The sequence below is a fragment of the Chryseobacterium sp. SSA4.19 genome, assembly GCF_022601875.1.
In the GTDB taxonomy this organism is placed as follows: Bacteria; Bacteroidota; Bacteroidia; order Flavobacteriales; family Weeksellaceae; genus Chryseobacterium.
The window spans coordinates 1-24,188 of record NZ_JAKVIP010000034.1 but is presented as its reverse complement, the minus strand read 5'-3'; the positions used below and the strand labels follow the sequence as shown (position 1 = coordinate 24,188).

The 24,188-nt window shown below is 36.8% G+C and carries 21 protein-coding genes; 7 read left to right on the top strand and 14 right to left on the bottom strand.

Annotated features, from left to right (window positions below):
* Positions 1–61: 61 nt before the first annotated feature.
* The 4 genes from MKJ01_RS17345 to MKJ01_RS17330 all read right to left on the bottom strand — a co-directional run bounded on the left by MKJ01_RS17345 (position 62) and on the right by MKJ01_RS17330 (position 3,318).
* On the bottom strand, positions 62–511 hold the full coding sequence (locus MKJ01_RS17345; RefSeq protein WP_241632715.1) for a MarR family winged helix-turn-helix transcriptional regulator: 450 nt from the start codon (positions 509–511) through the stop codon (positions 62–64).
* A 163-nt stretch (positions 512–674) separates the two neighbouring features.
* Positions 675–1,601, bottom strand: a complete 927-nt coding sequence (locus MKJ01_RS17340) for an ABC transporter ATP-binding protein (RefSeq protein ID WP_241615464.1) — start codon at positions 1,599–1,601, stop codon at positions 675–677.
* An 84-nt stretch (positions 1,602–1,685) separates the two neighbouring features.
* Entirely contained in the window at positions 1,686–2,657 is a 972-nt protein-coding gene (locus MKJ01_RS17335; RefSeq protein WP_241615465.1) for an iron ABC transporter permease, read from the bottom strand.
* Positions 2,658–2,691: 34 nt separating this feature from the next.
* Positions 2,692–3,318: a TlpA family protein disulfide reductase gene (locus tag MKJ01_RS17330; RefSeq protein ID WP_241615466.1), complete on the bottom strand. Its 627-nt coding sequence runs from the start codon at positions 3,316–3,318 to the stop codon at positions 2,692–2,694.
* Positions 3,319–3,349: 31 nt separating this feature from the next.
* On the opposite strand from MKJ01_RS17330, the gene MKJ01_RS17325 reads away from it, so the two are divergent.
* Both MKJ01_RS17325 and MKJ01_RS17320 read left to right on the top strand, forming a co-directional pair.
* Positions 3,350–4,474 carry a ferredoxin--NADP reductase gene (locus MKJ01_RS17325; RefSeq protein ID WP_241615467.1) on the top strand — a complete coding sequence of 375 codons (1,125 nt, stop codon included), beginning with the start codon at positions 3,350–3,352 and terminating at the stop codon, positions 4,472–4,474.
* On the top strand, positions 4,471–5,088 hold the full coding sequence (locus MKJ01_RS17320; RefSeq protein WP_241615468.1) for a vancomycin high temperature exclusion protein: 618 nt from the start codon (positions 4,471–4,473) through the stop codon (positions 5,086–5,088). Before MKJ01_RS17325 ends, MKJ01_RS17320 begins: the two co-directional genes overlap by 4 nt.
* A 25-nt stretch (positions 5,089–5,113) precedes the next feature.
* Here the strand turns inward: MKJ01_RS17320 and MKJ01_RS17315 are convergent, their stop codons facing one another.
* Positions 5,114–7,711 (bottom strand): BamA/TamA family outer membrane protein, encoded by a 2,598-nt coding sequence (locus MKJ01_RS17315; RefSeq protein ID WP_241615469.1) that lies wholly within the window; start codon positions 7,709–7,711, stop codon positions 5,114–5,116.
* Between MKJ01_RS17315 and MKJ01_RS17310 the strand changes: the two genes are divergently transcribed.
* A complete protein-coding gene (locus tag MKJ01_RS17310) occupies positions 7,697–8,422 on the top strand; it encodes an RNA methyltransferase (RefSeq protein ID WP_241615470.1) in 726 nt (241 codons plus the stop codon). The two genes, MKJ01_RS17315 and MKJ01_RS17310, sit on opposite strands and share 15 nt — an antisense overlap.
* Before the next feature lie 73 nt (positions 8,423–8,495).
* Here MKJ01_RS17310 and MKJ01_RS17305 read toward each other — a convergent pair whose 3' ends face one another.
* The 5 genes from MKJ01_RS17305 to porQ all read right to left on the bottom strand — a co-directional run bounded on the left by MKJ01_RS17305 (position 8,496) and on the right by porQ (position 11,577).
* Positions 8,496–8,993, bottom strand: coding sequence for a hypothetical protein (locus tag MKJ01_RS17305; protein WP_241615472.1), 498 nt, complete (start codon positions 8,991–8,993; stop codon positions 8,496–8,498).
* A gap of 3 nt (positions 8,994–8,996) precedes the next feature.
* Complete coding sequence (locus MKJ01_RS17300) at positions 8,997–9,305, bottom strand: phage holin family protein (RefSeq protein WP_241615473.1); 309 nt, start codon at positions 9,303–9,305, stop codon at positions 8,997–8,999.
* Positions 9,306–9,379: 74 nt separating this feature from the next.
* The gene (locus MKJ01_RS17295) at positions 9,380–9,727 is read right to left on the bottom strand and encodes a YtxH domain-containing protein (RefSeq protein ID WP_241615474.1); all 348 of its coding nucleotides are present in this window, start codon (positions 9,725–9,727) and stop codon (positions 9,380–9,382) included.
* A 95-nt stretch (positions 9,728–9,822) separates the two neighbouring features.
* A complete protein-coding gene (cmk, locus tag MKJ01_RS17290) occupies positions 9,823–10,497 on the bottom strand; it encodes a (d)CMP kinase (RefSeq protein ID WP_241615475.1) in 675 nt (224 codons plus the stop codon).
* Positions 10,498–10,584: 87 nt separating this feature from the next.
* Positions 10,585–11,577, bottom strand: a complete 993-nt coding sequence (gene porQ / locus MKJ01_RS17285; RefSeq protein ID WP_241615476.1) for a type IX secretion system protein PorQ — start codon at positions 11,575–11,577, stop codon at positions 10,585–10,587.
* Between the two features lie 314 nt (positions 11,578–11,891).
* On the opposite strand from porQ, the gene pyrH reads away from it, so the two are divergent.
* Together pyrH and frr are read left to right on the top strand one after the other, a co-directional pair.
* A complete protein-coding gene (gene pyrH / locus MKJ01_RS17280) occupies positions 11,892–12,599 on the top strand; it encodes a UMP kinase (RefSeq protein WP_241615477.1) in 708 nt (235 codons plus the stop codon).
* Positions 12,600–13,134: 535 nt separating this feature from the next.
* Entirely contained in the window at positions 13,135–13,689 is a 555-nt protein-coding gene (gene frr / locus MKJ01_RS17275) for a ribosome recycling factor (protein WP_241615478.1), read from the top strand.
* A 56-nt stretch (positions 13,690–13,745) separates the two neighbouring features.
* Here frr and MKJ01_RS17270 read toward each other — a convergent pair whose 3' ends face one another.
* The 4 genes from MKJ01_RS17270 to MKJ01_RS17255 all read right to left on the bottom strand — a co-directional run bounded on the left by MKJ01_RS17270 (position 13,746) and on the right by MKJ01_RS17255 (position 19,349).
* Entirely contained in the window at positions 13,746–14,387 is a 642-nt protein-coding gene (locus tag MKJ01_RS17270; protein ID WP_241615479.1) for a hypothetical protein, read from the bottom strand.
* Positions 14,388–14,475: 88 nt separating this feature from the next.
* Entirely contained in the window at positions 14,476–15,936 is a 1,461-nt protein-coding gene (locus tag MKJ01_RS17265; RefSeq protein ID WP_241615480.1) for an LptF/LptG family permease, read from the bottom strand.
* A gap of 152 nt (positions 15,937–16,088) precedes the next feature.
* Positions 16,089–16,736 (bottom strand): outer membrane lipoprotein carrier protein LolA, encoded by a 648-nt coding sequence (locus MKJ01_RS17260; RefSeq protein ID WP_241615482.1) that lies wholly within the window; start codon positions 16,734–16,736, stop codon positions 16,089–16,091.
* Positions 16,737–16,799: 63 nt separating this feature from the next.
* Positions 16,800–19,349, bottom strand: a complete 2,550-nt coding sequence (locus MKJ01_RS17255) for a DNA translocase FtsK (RefSeq protein ID WP_241615484.1) — start codon at positions 19,347–19,349, stop codon at positions 16,800–16,802.
* Positions 19,350–19,708: 359 nt separating this feature from the next.
* Here MKJ01_RS17255 and ccsA point away from each other — a divergent pair, with 359 nt between their 5' ends.
* Positions 19,709–22,972 carry a cytochrome c biogenesis protein gene (ccsA, locus tag MKJ01_RS17250; protein ID WP_241615485.1) on the top strand — a complete coding sequence of 1,088 codons (3,264 nt, stop codon included), beginning with the start codon at positions 19,709–19,711 and terminating at the stop codon, positions 22,970–22,972.
* A gap of 225 nt (positions 22,973–23,197) precedes the next feature.
* Positions 23,198–24,067: an SPFH domain-containing protein gene (locus tag MKJ01_RS17245; RefSeq protein ID WP_241615486.1), complete on the top strand. Its 870-nt coding sequence runs from the start codon at positions 23,198–23,200 to the stop codon at positions 24,065–24,067.
* The last annotated feature ends 121 nt before the right edge of the window (positions 24,068–24,188 follow it).

Here is a 24,188-nt window from a genome sequence, read left to right as displayed (position 1 = left end):
TTTTGATTCTATTTATTTTATTTATTGGCAAATGCTGCCTTTCGGCTTCATTGTGTATGTTTTACTTTCTGTTATTCAGATCGGTGGCAATTTTCATGATCTCCGTCATCACTTCTTTAAAGGTTTCAAGCTTTTCGGGAGCAATTTTTTCCATAATTCTTTTGTTGAAATTTACTACGACTTCTTTGGACATATTCCTGGAGCTTAACCCTTTATCGGTAAGCTTGATAATAACTTCCCTTTTATCGGTAGTTGTTTTTTCTTTATAGATATATCCGTTGTCTTCCAGTAATTTGATAATTCTTGTAAGTGAAGTAGGCTCAATAGCCATCTTTGGACCGAGATTGGTACTTCTTGTCCCTTCTTTCGGATCAATTTTAAGAAGCGTAAGAGCCTGAACGGCGGTAGAATCATGTTCCTGGGCAAGTTCAGTATACATTTTTGAAACAGCCAGCCACGTTTGTTTCAAAATTAAATCCACGTTTTCTATTTTATCTTTGTTGTTATCCATCATTTTGCTTTCAGTTGGGTTTACCCAAATGTAGCAAATATTATGCATGCATAGTATTTATTAACGTTAAAATTTGTTAATATACTGATATTTAATAGATTAAATTGTATGATTAGCATAATACTATGCATGCATAGTATGTGAATTAAGTAAGGAAAAGAACCTATTTATGAATGGTTTTCACGAAATTAACGATTTCTTCGAATGATTCACATTCCTTTATAAATGTGCCGGTATAGATTAACCAAAAATCATTCCTATACTCAAAGTGTAATGAAGAAAGGTCATTCCGGAAGTTTTTCTGAAGTAAGGAATAAAGCATTTCTTTATAAAAGTCGGGAGCTGTAATATGCGGAGCTATAAAGTTTTTATTGACTTCAAACAGTGAAGGATTAATTAATTCTTTATGCTTAAGCGAGATATCTTCAACGATCCCGGAATATAGATGCTGGTCTTTTATGTACCATATTTTATCGGCAAACTCTTTTGCCAGACGCCAGTCGTGAGAAGAAAAAAGAATGAGCTTGTTTTTTTCTACAGCTAGTTTGCGAAGTATTTTTAAAATGATGATCTTATTTTTCTCATCTAAATGGGTAGTCGGCTCATCGAGAATAATAACAGGAGAATTTTGCATGAGTGCCCGTCCGATAAAAGCTTTCTGAAGATTTCCGTCCGAAAGGTTTTTAAGCAGTGTATTTTTATAATGGCTAAGACCCAACTCATCGATACTATGTAAAACTTCTTCTCTGTCTTCTTTTTTAAGTTTAAAATAGAAAGGATAATAAATATATTTCCCTAATGAAATAAGGTCTTCTACCGTATAATTCTCCGGAATGACCGATTTTGAAAAAACGATGGCAATATATTCTGCAATTTCTTTTACTGAAAGATCTTTTACATTTTTGTAATCAATCATAATTTTCCCGCTCAGCACCGGAACCTGGTTTAAAACAGATTTTATTAAAGTCGTTTTTCCCACTCCGTTATTACCGATCAACAGGCATACCTCACCCAATTTCAGGTTTGCATCTGCATTTGAAATTAAGATTTTATCGTAACCAATATTTGCCTGTTGGATTTGTAAGTACATTTTTCTGTTTTATTTTCTATAACATTCCGTATATATTGAGAAACTTTAATTCTAATTTACTGCTTAATTTATAATTAGAATATTTTACACTTTATTCTGTTTCAATAACATAATCAGAATCACAGGAATTCCAAAAACGGAGCTTATGACATTCAGCGGGATTTGGGATTTTTCTGCAACAACTGAAAATAATAACATTATTAACATTCCCAAAAACATATTCAAAATCCATTGTTGCCACAGTTTTGCAGGATTGTAAATAAGTCTGCAGAAATGCGGGACAATAATTCCGATAAAAAGGATAGGACCTAAAAATGCCGTAACCGAAGCCGAAAGAAGAGAAGCGGCAACGATGATAAATAATTTTAATTGATTTAAATTAACACCGAGGCTTTGCGCATAAGCGGTTCCCAATGAATTTCCGATTAAAGGTTTTATACTTTTAAAGCAGATAAACAGACCTATTATAACCAATACGGACAATACATAAATCTGACCTCTTGAAACCAGATTGTTTGCTCCGAATGACCACAAAACATAATTTTTCAAACTTTGGTTTTCAGCATAAAACTGCAGCAGTGAAACGATCGCTCCCGCAAAAGCCGAAACCAGGAATCCAAAAATGATTAAATACGATTTATCCTGAAATCTTTTTGATATCGATAATAGCACAAGCATCAGAGCCAGGCTTCCTGCGATCGATGACAGACTGAGAAAACTGTTCTGAAAGAACTCCGGAAGATCTATATGATAAGAGAAAAAAATATAAAAAGCCACCGAAAGGCTTGCTATGGAAGTAATTCCCAGAATATCCGGCCCGGCCAGGGGGTTCTGAAAGTATTCCTGCATAAGAAAACCGGATGTCGGAATAGAAATTCCTGCCAAAAGCATAACCAGAACCCGGTTGATACGGATTTCAGCAATCTGACTATTGGATGACTCAGAAAAAAAATCCTGGAAGTGTAAATTTAAAAATCCTGTATTCAGATTAATAACAGCAGCTATGACAATTGCAATTATTGATACTAAAAACAGGACTTTAAATTTTTTAGACATGTAATAAGATAATTCTGATTTGTATTTTACAGGACTACATTTTTTCAGGAGTCCCGATAGTTCCGGCTACATAATCATCATCAAGTTTTATTTTTTTGTCACCTTTAGAATTTAAAAATTTATTTATTTTTTCATCCAGCTGTTCTTCGCTGATCATTCCCAGTGTTTCGTCCGTCTGATCTCCTTTTCTCATAAATGTGAAAGGTATGGCGCCACCGTCCCACTGTTTAAAATTATTTTTATAAAAATTGGCATCCATAAGCTGCCCGTCAAGAAGAACGGTGTAATCCTGAATACCGTGTTCGGATGTAAAACGTGGAACTTCCGTATTCCAGATATCTTTTTGATCTAAGCTTACAAAAGTAATTTTTACAGGTTTTCCTTTTAATTCTTCAATTTTCTTTTTAAAATGAGGAATTTCCTTTACACATGGGCCACACCAGGTAGCAAAGAAATTCGTTACATATAAGGTGTCATTTTTATTATTTAATATTTTTGAAATATGGTCCGGAGTGAGCACTTTTAATGAAACAGCCGGAGATGGTGTCTCAGATGTAGAAGCAGAATCTGTTGCGGTCACAGTGTCATTATTTTTCTCGCTTTCTTTTTTACAACTTGTCAGTGCAAAAACAACAAGCGTGGATAAAATTATCTTTTTCATAAATTATTTTTATCTATTTTTGATATGAAGTATGGAACAACAAATCTATAAAGGGAAACTCACACGGTTTCATTGGCTAAAAATAACGAAAAAGGAAGAACTGACCAAAAATACTTTCGCTCTGGAATTTGAAATTCCTGAGACATTGAAAGAACAATTCAGGTTTGATGCGGGACAGTTTATCAGTATAAAATTTCAGTCTCATGGTGAAGAGATCATTAATGATTACTCAATGACTTCAGCGCCTTATGAGAAAAAAATAGCGATAGGTATTAAGATGAATTCTCCGGATGGTGCCGCATCAAAATTATTCAGACAGTACAAAACCGGTGATGAAATCCTGGTAAGCGAGCCGGCCGGAAGGTTTACATTGGTATCGAAACCCAGCGAATTCCGTACGATTGTAGGATTTGCAGCTGGTATCGGAATCACTCCCATTTTAAGCCATTTTAAAAATATCCTTCACAATGAACCCAGAACGAGGATGTTTTTATTTTACGGCAACCGGACATCTGAAGACTTGATTTACAGGGATCAGCTGGATAATCTCGCACGAACCTGTGGTGACAGACTGCAGATCTTCTATTTCTATTCTCAGGAAAAAACGGCTAACAATCTGTTTTACGGAAGACTGGACGGTAGAAAACTAAGTCTTATTATCAACCAGATCCTTCATCTTGATGATACCGATGAAGAATCTACGATTTGGGATGCCGTGGACGAAGTTCTGATCTGTGGAAAAGGGGAGATGATCAAAACGCTGGCAAATGCCTGTTATCATCACGGGATTCCAAAAAAGAATATCCATTTTGAGCTGTTTGAAGAATATAATGATGACATTTATCCTGTTGAAAAAGAATTCCCCCTGATTGAAAATATTGAAATGGAATTTACCATGCTCACCAAACAATATGCGACCGTGCTTCCTAACAATGAAGAAAGAATTCTCCAGCAATTGCTGATTCAGAAATATGCCGTTCCCTATTCATGCAAATCAGGAATCTGCGGAAGCTGTGAATGCATTCTGGAAGAAGGAGAAGTAGAGTTGCTGGAAAATGAATACTTAACGGAAAGAGAAGAAGAAAAAGGACATATCCTCGCATGTATGTCTATAGCAAAAAGCAGGAAAATAAAGCTTAACTTTGATCTTAGTTGAGAATAATAAAAAAAATATTTAATCTGGTATGCATATCAATAGAAATGGGTGTTCTGTTGATATGCCTGGCTAATGCCTGGGTTTTTGCATTGACAGACGGGAGAACCTATACCAAGATTTCCAAAATTCCGCCACGGGAAGTTGCTCTGGTACTGGGTACGTCACCGAAAATGAGATCAGGCCAGTCCAATCCTTACTTTACAAAAAGAATGGATGCCGCAGCACTGCTTTATCATCATGGCCGGATCAGGAAGATCATTGTTAGCGGCGAAAAAAGCAGAGGATACAACGAACCGGCAGCGATGAAAAATTACCTGATCTACCAGGAAGGTGTTCCTGAAGAAATCATCATTGAAGATCCTAAAGGTTTTAATACCTATCAAAGCATTCTGCGCTGTAAAGATGTTTACAAAAAGGATAATGTAATCATTGTTTCACAGGGTTTCCATAACCTTAGAGCACTGCTTTTCGCAAGAAACAACAATATGAATGCATTGGGTTTTGATGCACAGGATGTGAGTAAGCCGGAAAGTTATTACAGAAACCAGTTCAGGGAAATTCTGGCAAGAACCGTAGCAGTAGTATATCTTGCTTTGGGAATTTCACCGGATTAGATAATGTTGCCTATTGTTTTATTTCTTAGAAAGGATAACCGAATGCAATATTTAAAGTGGGTTTAAATGGCTGGAAATTCTTCAGCCTCCAGCGGTCTCCTTCCGGTTTGTTCGGATCATACATTTTATAGGCTAAATCTACTCTTAAAGTAATATAAGCGACATTTACCCTAAGTCCGAAGCCACTGCCGACTCCCATCTGTCTTATAAATCTGTTGAATTTAAATTCATTTCCTGATGCTTCATTATCATTTTTTAAGCTCCAGGTATTTCCGATATCAGTAAAAATAGCTCCTTCATACATATCGTTAAAAGGAACCCTGAACTCGACATTTGTGGTCAGTTTCATGTTTTCCGTCTGGTACGCACGAACTCTTTCGTCGATCTGGGAATCTCCGGGGCCAAGACCGCCAAAAGCGACCCATGCTCTGATATCATTGGAGCCTCCGTTGAAATAAGAACGGATGACAGGCATACTGGAAGAATTTCCGTAAGGAATTCCAAGCCCGAGAAATTGTCGAAGGACCAAAGTATTATTATTGAATTTAAAGTACTTCCTTACATCGAAATCAAATTTCACAAATTGGGCATACGGCACTCCGAAAATTGTTCTTTCAGGACTTGTAACAATCCCTCCTTCATTCCTCTTCTGATTAAAAATACTGAATACATTTCCTGCCAGTTCTACTTTTCCGTTGAAATAAAACGAATTCGGATAGCTTTTTTTACCGATCTCATTATAAATAAAATTATAAATGAAAGAAGAAATCAAGACATCCTGGGTCTGTCGGTCTTTGTTAACCAATGTCCCTACAAATGCAATAAAACGGTCGGCACCTGTCTGATCAAGACCGGAAGCATAATTCATATCCAGGGTAATAAGTCTTGAAACCTGATCGATATCAAGCTGGCCTGAATCGTACTGTTGTTTCACTGCGGGATTGGATATAAAATAATCCTTAAAAATCTCTTCCTGAATTGCTTTATCGTTTACGAAATAATCATAATACGCATCTTTATTCTTGGTTAAACTCAACTGTGTATTGAACAGTGTCAGTCTGTGCGAAACTTTATCGTTTACGGTAGCCAGATAATTGAGCCCGGTATTGAAATTGACCCTTCCAAGACCTATATTGTTCTGCACGGAAGCACCTAATACGATAGACGAAGTAGGACTGTATCTTTTCGGCAAAAGTTTGTAATAATCAAAAGGCAACAGCAATCTTGGGAAGTTGAGTGAAGCCTGTGCAGATATTTCGTAAGCCAACACCCTTTTGTCGATGTTCTTTGTACTTCTTATCGATCCGAACGTCCCTGCAAGACTGGTTGAAAGGTTTTCTGCCCCTCCGAATATATTTCTTGTTGTCAGATCTACTGAAGGGGATACTCCTAAATTTAAAAGCTGGGAATAATTGATATCCGTTCCCAGTTTCAGTTCATATTTCGGCAAAGGCTTTAAAACATACATTACATCAATAATACTGTCATTAGGAGCAGTACCTCCGCCATACCTCAAAGAATCTCTTGATTTTAAAATACTGAAATTATTCATTGACAAAAGATTTCTTTTGGTTAGATCAAACTTTTTCTGATCATACACCTGCTTATGCCCGACGGTAATGGCTCTCCAAATAGCCCGGGAATCATACTGATTATTGACTTTATGGAATCTGATCCCCCGCAGACTGTCCATTTTTGTATTTTTAGGGTAATCGCCGGTTTCATCAACAATGGCAACATCAATATTCCCGATAGTTGCCACTTTATACGGAGAGTTAATGGAATCTTTATGGATCTCCAGTGTCAGAGGAACCTGCTTTCTGCTCTTCAGAGAATCGGCAACAAAATAGATCTCATCCCCCAAGTTGTTAAATTTATAATACCCATAATCCTTCATCAGCTCATTGATTCTTGTCACTTCTTTTTCCAGAACAGTCTGATCCAGGATTTCTCCCTGCTTTACCAGGCTTTCATGAATTTTCTGCTGGTAGACATTTTTTACAGCAGGATCTGTTATATTATAATAATATTCCTTAATATACGTCGGATCTTTATGGGTGATAAAATAGGTGACTGCAGCTTTCTTAGAAGCTGAATCGAGATCATGTTTAAATTTCACTTCAGCATCCCAATAGCCTCGGTACGTCAATCTTTTTTCAATGGATTGTGCTCCTTTTTCCGTTTTGGTCTGGTCCAGAATAACCGGAGCAGATCCCCAGCTGTGATACAATCTATCAAAAAAGAGGCTTTTTCCAACGCTGCTTTTCATGTTGTATTTAATAAAAAGAGAATCTCTTAGTTTTTGGTTTCTCAGTTCATTGGGATAGGTCATGTATTCATTAAGAAGCGTATCGTATTTCGGATTGGCTGCATTGTACAGCCACAAGCTTAAAGGCATGAACAAAAACTGCCTTTTATTGGGTTTCTGCTGTACATAGCCCTTTAACTCACCATCGAAAAAAGCTTTTTTATCTTCAAACTCGAAATTGTTCTGAACCAGCAGATAGTCACCGTCCGGAACTTTTTTAGTGGTACTACAAGCATAAAGGAGCCCTACAAATGTTGCAAATGATATAATTTTATAATACTTTTGAGGAGAATTCTTATAATGCTTACAGCTCATACAATAAAAGTTTTACAGTCTTTAGATAAAAAGAAGTTCCGGCAAAAATACAATTTGTTTTTGGTTGAAGGCAATAAAATCATTAGTGAACTTTCTAATTCCGACTTTAAAATTAAAGAAATATTTTCTACCGATCCGCAAAAACTGGACCGTACGGATATACCTGTTATTCATATTTCTGAAAATGAACTTAAAAAAATCAGTTTTCTGAAAACCCCTAAAGATTCGGTGGCTGTCTGCTATTTATCCAAGCAGAAAAGAGCTGAAGATGCCGATATTCAGCTGGTGCTGGATGGCATTCAGGATCCGGGAAATCTGGGGACGATTATACGGCTTGCCGACTGGTTCGGAATCGAGCAGATCATCTGCAGTGAAGATACGGTAGACTTTTACAATCCAAAAGTTATTATGGCCAGTATGGGATCTTTTACGAGAGTAAATATAGTATATACGGATCTGACGGAGTATTTATCACATACCAAAAATGCAAATATCGGCACGGACATGGAAGGTGAAAATATCTATACCTTTAAAAAACCGGAAAAAATCAATTTGATTTTGGGAAATGAAGGAAACGGAATCCGTACTGAAACAGAAAAATTCCTTCAAAATAATATTACGATTCCAAGATTTGGGAAATCACAGTCTACGGAAAGCCTGAATGTCTCTATGGCTGCAGGAATCATTTTAGGACAACTGTTTTCTAAATAAAAGCAATTAGATTTTAGAAGTTAGTGTAAGATCATATCAGATTCAATAACTTCTAAAATCTAAATTTTGACTTTCAGATTAATTGTTCCATACTGGAAACACTTTTATTTTTCTGATAATTTTCCAGTTTTTTTCTGACAAATCTTAATGCAATAGGAGCGAGGTATATTAATGCTACTCCTAGAACTTTCTTCTTCCAGTTTGAACTCTTGAGATTTTTTCTTGCGTAATTTCCGACGATGGCAGTTACACCAAGCTTGATCAAAGTATCGAAGGCATCACTTTTAAAAGCAGTATTGGCAATACTCATCGCTGTATGCTTATTGATCAGTGCGTCTTTGATTTCAGAAGAAATCTGCTTGGCAATAGCATCCTTCTTTAAGACTACTTTTCCGTGGCCGTCTTCATCCACTTTTTCCTGCAGGTACTGATCTGTTAAGCCGTTGGTAAAAGCACTAAGGCTTTCTTTTGTATTTTTAAATGTCAAAAGATCCTCCATTCCTTCAATCTCCTGTTTCAACAGCTTTTTCTTTCTTCTTAATTCCTCTAAGCTTTCATACTTTCTGCCCATAGTTTAATGATTTAAAAATTTAATAACATGGTCTGCTATGTAATTTACAATTTTCTTTTTACAGATCATAACGATAATCATTATTAAAAAGTAAAAAGCTGCCACAATCAGAAATCCGTAAGAATGGTTGCCTAACGCCTCACCGATCAGGAATGCTATTCCGAAATTGAAAAGGATAATAAAAAAACCGAATGCAACCAGCATGATAACGAAATAAGTAATCACTCCGGCTGAAAGGGAAGATTTTTCAGTGGCTTCAATTTTCAGAAGGTCGATTCTTTTGGACGCATATTCTTTTAAAGTTTCAATCATTGTTTTTCTTTAAAGTTATAAAAAAAGGAACTTTTGTTTATAAAGTTCCTTTGTATAATTTATCCGGAAATAAATTATTGTTTTAAATCATTCAGTTCAGATTCTACATTCTTAACTACATCCGCTGTTTTAGAAACAATCTGATCTTTGTATTTGTCATATCCGTCTTTTACCGTATGAGCTACATTATTAGCAGTTTCTTTAAAAGTGGAAGAAATATTGCTGTATTGGTCTTTTACCTTCTCAGAAACTTCTCCGTACTTGTTTTTAGCCTGATCTTTAAGATCCCCAGCTTTATCTTTAATTTTTTTTCTTGTTTCCTTACCTTCTTCAGGAGCATAAAGCATTCCTAAAATTACACCTGCTGCAGCACCTGCAAGAAGTCCTGCTAAAATACCTGCTGTATTGTTTTTCTTAGACATTTTCGTTTTTTTTAATAATTAATAAATACTAGCTTTTACTTGCCATGAAAGGTACAATTAACATACCAAAAGAGCTTATTGAGGTATAAAAAATGTTAAATCTTATTGATGTGGGATAAAATACTGTCGATGGTTTCTCTTTTTGTAAGATAAGTATTGTCAATAACAATTGCATCGTCTGCCTGTTTTAACGGAGCTATTTCACGCTCACTGTCAATTTTATCACGTATGATAAGGTTTTGCTTCACCTGCTCTTCATCTGCATCAATACCAAGGCTTATCAATTCCTGATAACGTCTCTTTGTTCTTTCTTCAATACTTGCAGTCATAAAGAATTTGTATTCTGCTTTTGGCAGTACTACTGTCCCGATGTCACGTCCGTCCATAATAATACCGCCATTTTCTGCCAGAGAACGCTGAAAGCAAAGTAAAAAATCCCTTACTTCTTTCTGCTTCGCTACCAGACTTACGTTTTCTGAAACTTCATGGCTTCTTATTGCTTTAGAAATATCAATAGAATTAAGAAAAAGAATTAGCTCTCCATCATTATTTCTGAATTCAAGATGGATCTTGCCAAACATTGAAAACAGCTGGTTAAGATCGATCGTTCCATCTTTAGTAACGCAATTCTGAAGCGCAAACCAGGTAATCCCTCTGTATAGGGCTCCGGTATCCAGATGAATAAGTCCCAGTTTTTCGGCAATGATTTTTGATATCGAGCTTTTCCCGGTAGAGGAATAGCCGTCAATAGCGATGACAGGTTTTTTCATACTGCAAAGTTCATAAAATTTTCCTGAAATCAAGAAAACCTTAAGAGATTTCTTAAGGTTCTTTATTGTAATTTTTATGATCTTTAATTATTCTCCCGCGTGACTGGTAAGATCTATTGAAACACCAATCTGGTTAACATTGGAAGCATTATGATACCGTACATGAGCATAATCTACCCGGAATCTGGAAATTTTAATACCGAACCCTGCAGAAATCCCTGAAAAATTTCTCTGATCTGCTACAGCCAATTCATTCCCTCTTTTTACATTATATCCCAGCCTGATATTGAAGCCTTTTTCAGGAAACAATTCTGCACCGAGGGAAAAGTGATCGGCAATTTTCCTGCCCACGTTCACTTCCTGTCCATTGACGTTGTAAGGAGATGAAATATCAAATTCCTGTAAATCATGCGCTGTAATGGTAATGGCCAGTGGAATAGCTTTTAAGGTCCTTGTGTACCCTATATCCACACGGAACGGAAGATTTTCCCTTGTTCCGTTGAATGATTTGAACTGGTAACCGAAATTCCTGAAAACCAAAGAAGCCGTTTCCTTGTTTTTTCTGTTATGATAGGTAACTCCTGCATTCCCCGAAACGGCAGAAGAGGTATAATTATCAATTTTTGAAGTAATAAAATTCAGTCCTCCTCCAATTGTCCAGTCTTCCTCGAACTGGTAAGCATATCCGGCTCCGATGGCTACATCAGAAGCTTTAAAGGTTCCGTTTTCGAAGCCGCTGTCATCGGTTCTGGGAATGTCACCATAGCTCATGTATCTTGCATTGATCGTTGCCATGTGGCCATTATCAAAGTCTTTGGCATAAGCAATAGTTCCGTATTTGGAGTCGGCAAGATAAGCAGTAGCATTCAAAGAAAGCTGATTATCAGAATCCTTATTCAATAAGGAAGGGTTTGCAATCGCAAAGGATACATCATGATCTCTTATGGAGATTGCATCACCGCCCAAAGCCGCCTGTCTGGCAGAAACAGGAAGGTTTAAAAACGGAAAAACATTTGTTCCTGTTTGTGCATAAGAAACAATTCCTGACAGGAATAATGAAAGAATGACAATTTTCTTCAATTCAGTTTATTAGTAATGCAAAAATAATCCTTTTTCGTACTTTTCAAAATATTTATCACATTATTTGTCATTAAATATTTAATCTTTATTAAATAGCTTCCGTTTTAAATTTTTTTCTAACTATTTTATATTTCATACAATATGATAGAAATTGCTAATTATTAGGATACGGATTTGAACACTGTTTCATCCAGGTACTGAAAAACTACTTTTAAAAATGATATATAAAAATGAATATTATGTATTAATGATTATATTTGCACAGTCAAATTCTACGTGAAACAGACATAGCTAAAAAGTTATTAAAATTAAACATGAAATATAAAAGAATCCTTCTCAAACTTAGTGGTGAAGCCTTAATGGGAAACAGACAATACGGTATTGACAACGAAAGACTGCAGGAATATGCAGTTGAGATCAAAAATGCAGTGGATAAAGGCTGCGAGGTCGCTATTGTTATTGGAGGAGGAAATATTTTCCGTGGTGTTGCCGGTGCAGCCAAAGGAATGGACAGGGTACAGGGAGATTATATGGGAATGCTGGCTACCGTAATCAACGGAATGGCCCTTCAGGGTGCTCTGGAAGATGCAGGTATCAAAACGAGGCTCCAATCTGCCATTGAGATGGATAAGGTTGCGGAACCTTTCATCAAAAGAAGAGCGGTAAGACATCTTGAAAAAGGAAGAGTGGTGATCTTCGGAGCCGGAACAGGAAATCCTTATTTCACAACAGATACAGCGGCCACCTTAAGAGCTATCGAGATTGATGCCGATGTTATTTTAAAAGGAACCAGAGTAGATGGGATCTATGACAGTGACCCTGAAAAAAATCCGGATGCTGTTAAATACAATTCCCTGTCTTTCGACGAAGTATATGCGAAAAATCTTAAAGTAATGGACATGACGGCCTTTACGTTAAGCCACGAAAACAAATTACCGATCATCGTTTTTGATATGAACAAAGTTGGTAATTTAGAAAAAATTATCGACGGAGAAAATATCGGTACTTTAGTTGATTTGTAGTTAAGATAGTTATTAGCTTAACTTTTTATTTTCTTATTTCAGAGACTTTCAAATTAAAAATACAATAGCTCAATTAATTAAATTAATTGAGCTATTTTTATATTTGTGTAAGCATGCATAATAACTAAGAATGTTTAAAGTGATGAATACATCTTATGCATTAATAAATCTGTTACAATAAATAAATTCAAACCAAACTATATCATTATGAAAAAATTAAAAAAAGATCAGTTGAAAACGATTATGGCCGGAACAGAAATATGCCTTGAATGTGCTGTTGATTACCATCAGGTTATTATCGAGGGCAGGTGCTATTGTTTACCTAACGATTAGATTAAAGCCTCAACCGGGGCTTTTTTTATTACATTACCGTTTAATTTTTTCTTTTACTGTTTTCTTTATTTTACTATATTTGACTCCGAAAAAATAGTGACAAACATTGAAAAACAGATCGGGAACTTTAAGGTTTCCTTTTAAAATCACTGATTGTCAGAGACTATTAAATATGTGTAATCTATCAAATTTTTATTATATAATGGAAGAATTAGATCTTATAGTAGAATCCGTACAACATGACATGGAAGCAGCTGTAAAACACCTGGATCATGCATTTCAGAGAATCAGGGCGGGACGTGCGTCTACCAACATGGTTCAGGATGTCATGGTAGAATATTACGGATCAATGACTCCCATCAATCAGGTGGCCAATGTATCAGTTCCGGATGCCATGACAATTTCTATTCAGCCTTGGGATTCTAAAGCGATCAATGATATTGAAAAAGCCATCGTTAATTCTAATTTAGGTTTTGCACCTTCTAACAACGGGATCAATATTATTCTAAATGTTCCGCCTTTAACAGAAGAACGCAGAAGAGAACTGGCAAAGCAGGCCAAAGGAGAAACTGAAGATACAAAAATTGTGGTAAGAAACGCAAGACAGAGCGGTATTAAAGAGCTAAAAAAGTTGGAAGGGGTTTCTGAAGATCTTATCAAAGGAGTGGAAGCAGATATCCAGGCTTTGACAGACAAATATGTGAAAATTTGCGAGGATCATCTTAAAGTAAAAGAGGCTGAAATTATGAAAGTATAATGTTCAGTTTTGAAATAATATAAACAGCGGCTTCTTTGCAGAAGCCGCTGTTTTTTTTACAGGCATTTGAGTTCGCCTTTTTTATCTTTATTTTTTAGAATCAACTGATAATTTTTCATCAGTTCTGAAATATCACATTTTGTTTCCCTGCTGTTTATTTTATTGGGATCCGGATTATTTCCTTTAGACCGCACAGAATATTTTTTTTCAAGGCATTGCACTGCTTTATCATTTACAATATACATTCTCTTTTCCAAAATATCATCCTTGGTTTCGGGTTTTTCGGGAGTTCCCCCATCAAAATTCCATGATGTTTCATCCTGGAAAATAAAAAATACCTGATTGTTTCTTATAAAATATTGGGTGGATGAAGAAAAATGGCTGTGTTCAGAATAAAAGTCTTTGATCATCTTGATTTGACCATCCTTTTTGTAGATAACCACTTCACCTTCTTTTTCATTGCAATAGTAGGTAAAATTGGTGGAATCTAATTTTTTCGATAACAGCAGACTGCTTACAGCAGCATATTCTTTTTTAATATCTTCCACAGATTGTATGGAATCATTCTGTACAGTAGGAGAGCTTTTTTTAACGGAGACACTGTCTTTTACAGTTTTATGTTTTTGAGTGCCTGTGCCGGATTCTTTTTTACAAGAAATCATAAAGATGACGCTTAAAATAAGAAGTGTTTTTTTCATAATATAAATGGATAAGGTTATTTTAACTCAACAAAAAACATGCAATAAAAAAGCCCGGAAATTTCCGGGCTTCAATTATATGTACATATTATTGATATCGTTCATGCTCTTTATTTTTAACAAACAGTTTCATAACCGGTTTAAAAAAGGCTTTGTATTTTTCAGCATCAAATAGCTGAGAATCTGTCAGTGCTTTATACGTCATCCAAACTCCGAAAGGGAAGAGCACCATATTCGGGACCCAGGCAGCTAAATAAGGATTCAGTTTTCCTGACCATGCCATATTTTCGGTACCTACGTTGATAATATAGAAAATAATAAAAATAACAATGGCGATGATTACCGGAAGCCCCATTCCTCCTTTCCTGATAATCGATCCCAAACTTGCACCGATAAGGAAAAAAATGATACAGGTAAATGAATAGGTAATGATTCTCTGCTGGTAAATAACCACCTTGCTGTAATACTTTATTCCCGGGTCAATCTCGCTGTTCTTAGCATCCAAAGTGCTTTTCAGATTATCCAACCTGTTATATGCATTTTTGATTACTTCCAGCTTTTTATCGGTTTTTAAGGTGTCCAGTTTCAGAAGCTGTTTTGGCTTAGCCTTCGCCCTGTTCTGTTTGGTATCCATATAGCTGATTACGGAATTAGTCTGGTTCAGGACATCATTATTAACATTGGTAAAGAATTTATCATTGTCCTTTTTTGTTTTATCAATGGTTGCATTCAATTGATTGAAAGTCTGAAAACGGTAATCGTCCGTAATTTTTTCTTCTTCAATGGCTTTATTAATGATATCACTTACATCAAAATGCGAAACTAAAGAATCAAATTTAATAGATTGGTCCGGCTGTTTCAAGCGGACATTTTCATTTTTCCCTGCAAAATTATCTTCATATACGTAGCCGTTATAAAGAACAAGCTTAAGATAGTTTTTGTTGACGGCCGGAACAAATCTTCCTTTTTCCGCAACAATAGACCGCTGATTGTCATACGAAGTTGCTTTTTTATGAATAAAAACGCCTTCAATATTTTCGCCATTCTCACCGGTAATTTTATCAAATTTCACCATGTATCCTGGAATCTGGTCAATAAACTGTCCGGGGGTAAAATTAAGTGCCGGTTTTGTCTGCGCAATATTGAAAAGCATATTTTTAGCTTTTCGCTGAAAATCCGGAATGATATTATTAGAGAAAAAATAAAGCATGATTGCCATAATGGCTGTTACTCCTAATAAGGGAAACATGACGCGGGTCAGAGAAATTCCGGCTGCTTTCATAGCGGCAAGCTCATATCGTTCCCCAAATTCCCCAAATGCCATGATACTGGCCAGCAAAATGGTAAGCGGTAATACCATACTGATCACACTGACCCCAAGATAAAACAGAAGTTTAAGAATCTGCCATGAGCTTAATCCTTTCCCCATGAACTGGCCTAACTGAACCCATACAATATTAACAATAAATATGAAAAACAGTACACTGAATATAAAGATAAACGGGCCGAAGAAAGTTTTTATAATATACCGGTCTAATATTTTAAACATTCGCCAAAATTAATCAAAAAGCCACAAAGTTTCCTTTGCAGCTCTTTATTTTTATAAAAATTTTATGATTAAATAATCTACAGACCGGTCAAAATCGTTAAATGCCAGTATATGCATAATCATTTGCCTCTTTAGCGTGACTAATTTTGGATCTACAGTTCCGTAACTAGATAGTTCTTATATTTATTCTTATCAAATACGAACATTCCGGAATCCAAATTCTGGTTTTCTTTATAATCTTTGATCGCAATCACCGCAACATCATTATTATTTCCGTGCTGCTCAAGCTTTACCATCTGTTTTTTTGCTGAATCTACAAAAAGATACACATACTTGATTCCGTTTGATTTTACCGGAGTAAGTTTGATAAAATCGGTATTTACCCCGTCTATATTCTTTTTACCATTATAGGTAACATTATAATCTTTACGGTAAGTAGAAAGATAATTAATAGGGGAGAACATGGAGCTGCTTCCGTTAGGCTTGGCTACGGTAACTTCTGTATCTTCAGTATTGATGTTATAAATTTTGTTGCCATCAAAAATCTGTTCAATTTCCATGATCTTTAGCTTATACTTATCTCCAGACGCATAATAAATTCCCGGTTCAGTTTTCGATACCTGCCCGTTGGTTCCCGTTCCGAAAGAGAATTTGAAATACGTATTCTTTTTAGAATTGTAGTTCGCTGTAATATCGTCCAGTATTTTTTTTGCTTTTGTATCAATTTTCTGGGCATTGGTAAATCCTACTGCTCCAACAACCAAACTGCTTACAACAATCTTTGAAATAATATTCTTCATTTTATTTAATTCTTTAATCTTAGACTTTCTTACATCATAAAGGTTAAACGAACGGTGTTTCCTTTAACTGCGCATGTCTTCCAAAAACTGTTCCAAAGAATGAAGGTCGCTGATCAGAACCTCCCTTGCTTTTGCCCCGTTGAACCCGCCTACAATTCCGATGGCTTCCAGCTGATCCATTATTCTTCCGGCTCTGTTATACCCTAATTTCAGCTGTCTCTGAAGCATCGAGGTGGAACCCTGCTGTGTGGATACGATGATTCTGGCAGCTTCTTCAAATAAAGCATCCTTTTCATTAGGATCAAAGGCTCCTACAGCGCTTGTGCTATCTTCCGATACATACTCAGGAAGAATAAATGCTGAAGAGTATCCTTTTTGTTCCCCGATAAACTCGGCTAATCTTTCTACTTCCGGAGTATCGACAAAAGCACACTGAAGCCTTAAAATTTCATTTCCGTTAAAATACAGCATATCTCCTTTACCGATCAGCTGATCGGCACCCGGAGAATCCAGGATCGTTCTGGAATCCACACTTGAAATTACCCTGAATGCCGCCCTTGCAGGAAAATTAGCCTTAATCATCCCGGTAATAACATTGACAGAAGGTCTTTGGGTAGCAACGATAAGGTGGATTCCAACCGCTCTGGCAAGCTGTGCAAGTCTCGCAATCGGCAACTCGACTTCTTTTCCGGCAGTCATAATCAAATCGGCAAACTCATCGACTACCAAAACAATATAAGGTAAATAACGGTGTCCGTTTTCAGGATTCAGTTTTCTCTCGATAAACTTTTTATTATATTCCTTTAAGTTTTTACAGAATGCATTTTTCAGCAGATCATATCTCATATCCATCTCAATACAGAGAGAATTCAATGTATTGATTACCTTATTGGTATCTGTAATGATGGCATCATCCGAATCAGGTAACTTCGCAAGATAATGTCTTTCAATCTTTGAGTATAAGGAAAGTTCCACTTTCTTAGGATCTACCATTACGAATTTAAGTTCGCTCGGATGTTTCTTATACAGCAGAGAGGTAAGAATGGCATTAATTCCTACTGATTTACCCTGACCTGTGGCTCCTGCCATCAACAAGTGAGGCATTTTTGAAAGGTCAGCCATGAAAATTTCATTGGAAATCGTTTTTCCGAAAACCACCGGAAGATCCATGTCCGTATTTTGAAATTTATGAGAGGCAACAACGGAACGCATAGAAACCATGGTCGGATTTTTTCTCGGCACTTCTATTCCTATGGTTCCCTTCCCCGGCATCGGTGCAATAATCCTGATCCCTAAAGCCGAAAGATTCAGGGCAATATCATCCTGAAGTTTCTTTATGGCGGATACCCGGATCCCAGCTTCCGGAACAATTTCATATAAAGTTACCGTTGGCCCGATCGTCGCTTTAATTTCAGCAATTCCTACGTTAAAGTTTTTCAGCAGCCCTACGATCTTATTTTTATTTTCTTCTAATTCATCTTTATTGATGGAAATTTCTTCGTTGCCATAATCCTGTAAAAGATCCACAGTCGGCATCTGGAAATTGGCAAGATCAAGCTTATGATCATACAGGCCGTGCTTTTCAACCAGCTCTTTGGATTTCCTGTCGGAATCATCCAAAATATCTACTACCTGAGCGACTTCTACGTTGAATTTAATCTGTTCCTGCGGTGGTGATACCGGAGCGATGGAAGCACTCATGTCAAAAGCTTCCTCAGGACTTGACATCGGAACTGCAGGTTTTGAACCGAGATTAAGATTGATATTTAAAGGTTGTGAAAAATCATTTTTTTCCTCTTCAAATGAAGTCTGGTTCGGAGTTATAATGGTTTCGACATCGGTTGAAACCGGAACTTCAGGAAATCCTTTCGGAACCGAAACAGGATCAGGTATATCTTTTTTAGGTTTTACAGTTTCCGTAACCGTAATTCTTGACAAATCCTCTTCAGCAACACCAGCCTCTTCAATGAGTTCTTCATCCGCTTCAAAATTTTCACTGGAACTTGGTATCATCGATTTTACTCTTCCGATGGTATTTTCATTAATATCATTCAGCCTGGATTTAATAGAACTCGGGCGAAGGTTGAATTCCAGAATAAAATACAGGGAAATACTTGCCGCAAGAACCATCCAGAGTCCTACGCTTCCTATGATAGCATTTAGCGAATCCATAATCTGATAGCCATACACGCCGCTCAAAACTCCCTGACCTTTGGTAATGGCTCCGAACAGGATCGGAAGCCAGCAGATGAAAAATAAGGAATGTCCTACGGTTTTCCAGGGCTTGAACATTTTCTTTTTCAGAATCAATGTCCCGAATACAAGGAATAAAAAAGCGATGATAAATGAAGCAACACCGATACTTTCAAAAATAAAAATATTCCCAAGCCAGTCTCCGAGTTTGCCGAAAAGATTCGAGGATTTTATGCTTTTATCAAGCATGGTACCCGCCTGGCTCTGATCTGCCTGCCAATTCATTAAGTAAGAAACAAATGAAAGGGTAAGCACTACAGAAAAAAGGATAAATGTAAGCCCGAAAAATACTCTGGGTTTAGATAAAAATTTGCCTTTTTCAGGCGATTCCTGCTGTTTTTTTGGTATATTCTTGTCCATAATATCAATCTGGACAAATTTAATGTTTTTTCTATACTAAAGGAATCTTTTTTGTTTTAAAATAAGATGAAAATTGGAAGTGGGATATTCTATTGACAGCGATTATTACAATGCATTGTTGTATTTTACATTTAAATAATTATCCCTGAAAGAAATGAATATAATTCTGATAAATAAAGCTAGGCATTATAAAATTTCCTCTATATAAAGGATGATACATTACATTATTATCAACATGAACCAGTATTATCAAGAACGTTTAAAAATAACATCTCCACCCTTTAAAATGATAAAAAACATCTTTTTTTAACGGCTTTGTAGTTTATCATCCTTATTTTTGCCAATCAAGTATATATATCATGAAGAAGCTCCAGGATATTCTTATCTCGACCAGAACAATGGCTGTGTTGTTATTGGTGTTCGCATTTGCAATGGCATATGCAACGTTCCTAGAAAATGACTACGGAACTCCAACGGCAAAAGCATTAATTTACGAAGCAAAATGGTTTGAACTGATCATGTTCCTGCTTATTCTGAATTTCATCGGAAATATCGGAAGATACAGGCTGTGGAAAAGAGAAAAATGGCCGGTTCTCGTATTTCACCTTGCATTTGTACTAATTTTCATAGGCGGTGCAGTTACCCGCTACATCAGTTTTGAAGGTACGATGCACATTAGGGAAGGGGAAACATCAAACGAGATTGTTACTGACAAAAACTTCCTTAAGATCAAAATCGAAGAAAAAGGGGATGCTTTGGACTACCAGGATATCCCGTATCTGATGTCTCCGTTACATAAAGATTTGCAGGCGACATACGATTTCCGCGGCAAGCATGTAAAAGTTGTCGCTAAGGAATATGTGCAACGTAAAAAAGACAGTTTGATTTCTGATCCGAATGGTGCAGAATATCTTCACCTGGTTTCTACAGGGAATACAGGAAGACAAAACATCTACATCAAACCCGGAGAAACAAAATCCATCAACGGAACGTTAGTTACATTCAACAGAGCGATTGATGGAGCTGTCGAATTTAGAAATGATGGCGGGAAGCTAATGATTAAAACTCCGGTGGATGCATCTTATATGACGATGGCTACCCAGGCTACAGGAAATACGGTAAAAGATGAATTCCAGCCATTGGTGTTAAGAAGCTTATACAGCATCAACGAACTTAAACTCGTTGTTCCTGAAGGATTGAAGAAAGGAAAGCTGATGGCTTTTGAAGGTGACAGGAAGAAAGATCAGAATGTTCCTGATATGCTGACGGTTGAAATCCAGGGTCCGAAAACAAAGCAGCTAGTTGATTTATCTGTTGAAAAAGGGAACCCGAATGCCTATAAGCAGATTGCAATGGACGGACTGAATATCATGATCGGTTTCGGCCCTAAAATATACAATACCCCGTTTGCACTGAAGCTGGATGATTTTGTTATGGAAACCTATCCGGGAAGTTCATCACCGAGTGCTTATGAAAGCTATATCAAAATTATCGACGAAGGCAAGCAGACCCCTTTTAAAATCTATATGAACCACGTTTTAAATCATAAAGGATACCGTTTTTTCCAGTCCAGTTTTGATCCGGACAGAATGGGTACGGTACTTTCCGTTAATCATGATTTCTGGGGAACTCTGATTTCCTATATCGGATATACCTTGTTATTCGGAGGACTTTTCTTTGTTTTCTTCTGGAAAGGAACTCATTTCTGGAAACTGAATAAAATGCTGAAGGACGTTAATAAGAAAAGAGCAACAATGATCATTCTGCTGTTTTCAAGCTTAAGCCTGAATGCCCAGAAGATTGAAACGCACGGAACAACAGACGGAAGCAGGGAACATGTCCATACGGAAGGAGAAACCCATAACCATGCTCCGGCACCTGAAGCGAAGGTTCAGCAGCAGGCGAAACAGAATTCACTGGCTGCGCCGCTGAGCAAAATGAAAATGATCTCTGCTGATGAAATTATTGCGAGAAATAAAATCAGTAAGGAACATGCGGATAAATTCGGATATCTTCTGGTTCAGAATTACGAAGGAAGAATTGTCCCGATCAATACGGAAGCCCTTGATGTTTTAAGAAAATTATACAAAAAAGACGAATTTAAAGGGACGGACGGAAAATCACTGACAGCCAACCAATGGTTCCTTTCAGTCAATACAGACACTCCGAGCTGGACGATGGTTCCGATCATCAAAGTGGGTACAAAAGGCGGTGATGAATTGAAAAATAAAACAAAGGCAGATGATGATGGGTATACTTCATTAATGAACCTTTTCCCGGCAGATGCCAATGGAAACTTATCGTATATTCTTGAACACGATTACAATACCGCTTTCAGAAAAAAGCCGTCCGAACAGACCAATTATGACAAAGAGGTAATCTCTGTCAATGAAAGGGTTCAGATTTTCAATGAATTTTTCAGCGGACAATTTATGAGAATTGTTCCGGTGAAAAATGATGCAAACCATACATGGCATTCATGGCTGGACCAGAAAATGGAACCGGATGTGGAATCCCAAAAAGTAATGGGACCCTACTTCGCAGAGGTTTTACAGGCGCAACAATCGGGTAGCTGGAGCAAGGCAGATGCAGAATTGGCAAAACTTTCAGAATATCAGCAAAAATGGGGTAAAGCAGTTGTACCTTCAAAATCAAAAGTGGATCTGGAAGTATTCATGAATGAAGTGAATCTTAATTTTAAACTTTTAATCTTCTACACCATTGTTGGAGGGCTACTCTTGATCTTAGGTTTCGTTGAATTATTCAAACCTCGAAGACTCTTAAATAAAATTATTAAAGTAATTATTGTTATTGGAGCTGTAGGATATGTTTTTCATTTTCTGGGACTTATTGCCCGTTGGTATATTTCGGGGCACGCACCATGGAGTAACGGCTATGAAGCCATTATCTTTATTTCGTGGGTTGGTATTAGTGCCGGATTAGCTCTGTATAGAAATTCCAATGCCCTGATTCCTGCAGCTGGATTTATGGTGGCAGTTATTATGATGGGATTTGCACACGGAGGTTCAGCGCTCGATCCGCAGATTACTCCTTTGGTTCCTGTATTAAAATCATACTGGCTGATTGTCCACGTGGCGATCATTACTTCAAGTTACGGCTTCTTTGCATTGTCGATGATCATTGCAGTAATCAGTATGGTGTTCTATATTATCTCCAGCAAAGAAAATTATAAAATCCATCACGATACCACATTAAAGGAATTGGTTATTGTTTCTGAAATGTCTCTGACCATCGGACTGTTTGCCTTAACGGTAGGAAACTTTTTGGGTGGAATATGGGCCAATGAATCCTGGGGAAGATACTGGAGCTGGGACCCAAAAGAAACATGGGCCTTCATTTCGATTATGGTATATGCTTTTGTTTTACACATGAGATTGGTTCCTGGATTAAGAAGTAAATGGGCCTTCCATGTCGCTACAATGTTTGCTTTCTGTTCCATGGTGATGACCTATTTTGGTGTTAACTATTATCTGAGCGGACTTCACTCGTACGCTGCAGGAGATCCGGTTCCGGTTCCTGCCTGGGTATACATCGGCCTTGCTGCTATGCTGGCGTTAGCAACAGCTTCTTATTTTAAGTTCAGAATTTTAAATAAAAAATAAATTCAAAAACATAAGTTCAAAAAATCCCTGAAATATTGATTTCAGGGATTTTTGTTGATGGATACAAGGGTTAACTTTATAAATAAGTAATTGATAATTGAATGACTATGCATCAAAGCTTACATGCTTTTTAGGTGACCATAAAAAATTCAAAACTTATCACGTATCATTCAAAACTTAATTATATCTTTATGATATCAAAATAATATCAAAAAAATTATACCTATGGAAAAAGTTTTAAAACCGATGTCCGGTTACCTTGCTTTGGTAATCTCTTTAGCCTTATTTATTGCTTCTGCTTATTTATTTATAACAGGAACAAGTAGTGAAAATCTCACCAATGTCATTCTGGCAATAGTCTGTTTTGTTATATTTTTCTTTTTTATTAAAGGCTTAATGATTATTCAGCCCAACCATTCGAGAGTACTGAATTTCTTCGGAAAGTATGTAGGTACTGTAAAAGACAATGGATTATTTTTTATCAATCCGTTATATTCATCACAGAAAATATCCCTTCGTTCCGAAAACCTACAGGGACAGACTTTGAAAGTAAATGATAAAATGGGAAATCCGATCGAGATTGCCGTTGTAATAGTCTGGAAAGTAGGAGACACCTACAAAGCGGCCTTCGATGTTGAAAGGTATGGGGATTTTGTTAAAATGCAGAGCGAAGCTGCTGTACGTCATTTGGCAATGAGCTTTCCTTACGACAATTTAGAAGACGACCATGCTCCGATTACTTTACGAGAAGGGGGTGACAAGATCAATTCGATTCTGGAGCAGGAACTTACCGACCGGCTTTCAAAAGCAGGCATCATTATCCAGGAAGCAAGGATTTCACATTTGGCTTATGCGTCTGAAATTGCCGGAGCAATGCTTCAGAGGCAGCAGGCAACAGCCATCGTTGCAGCAAGAACCAAAATTGTGGAGGGAGCGGTAGGAATGGTGGACTTAGCCTTAAAAAAGCTCTCTGAAGAGAATATCGTGGAATTAGATGATGAAAGAAAAGCAGCCATGGTGAGTAATTTAATGGTAGTACTCTGCGGGGAAAAAGCAGCCACACCTATTGTAAATGCAGGAACCTTATATAACTAATAGAGTTTAAACCCATAGTTTAAATTTTAATCAGAAAATAAATAAATGAAGTTGTTTAAACTTATTTATAAAAAAAAGTTCCGAGAAAATTAGCAATTTTGGATTGCAATTTAAAAGACTA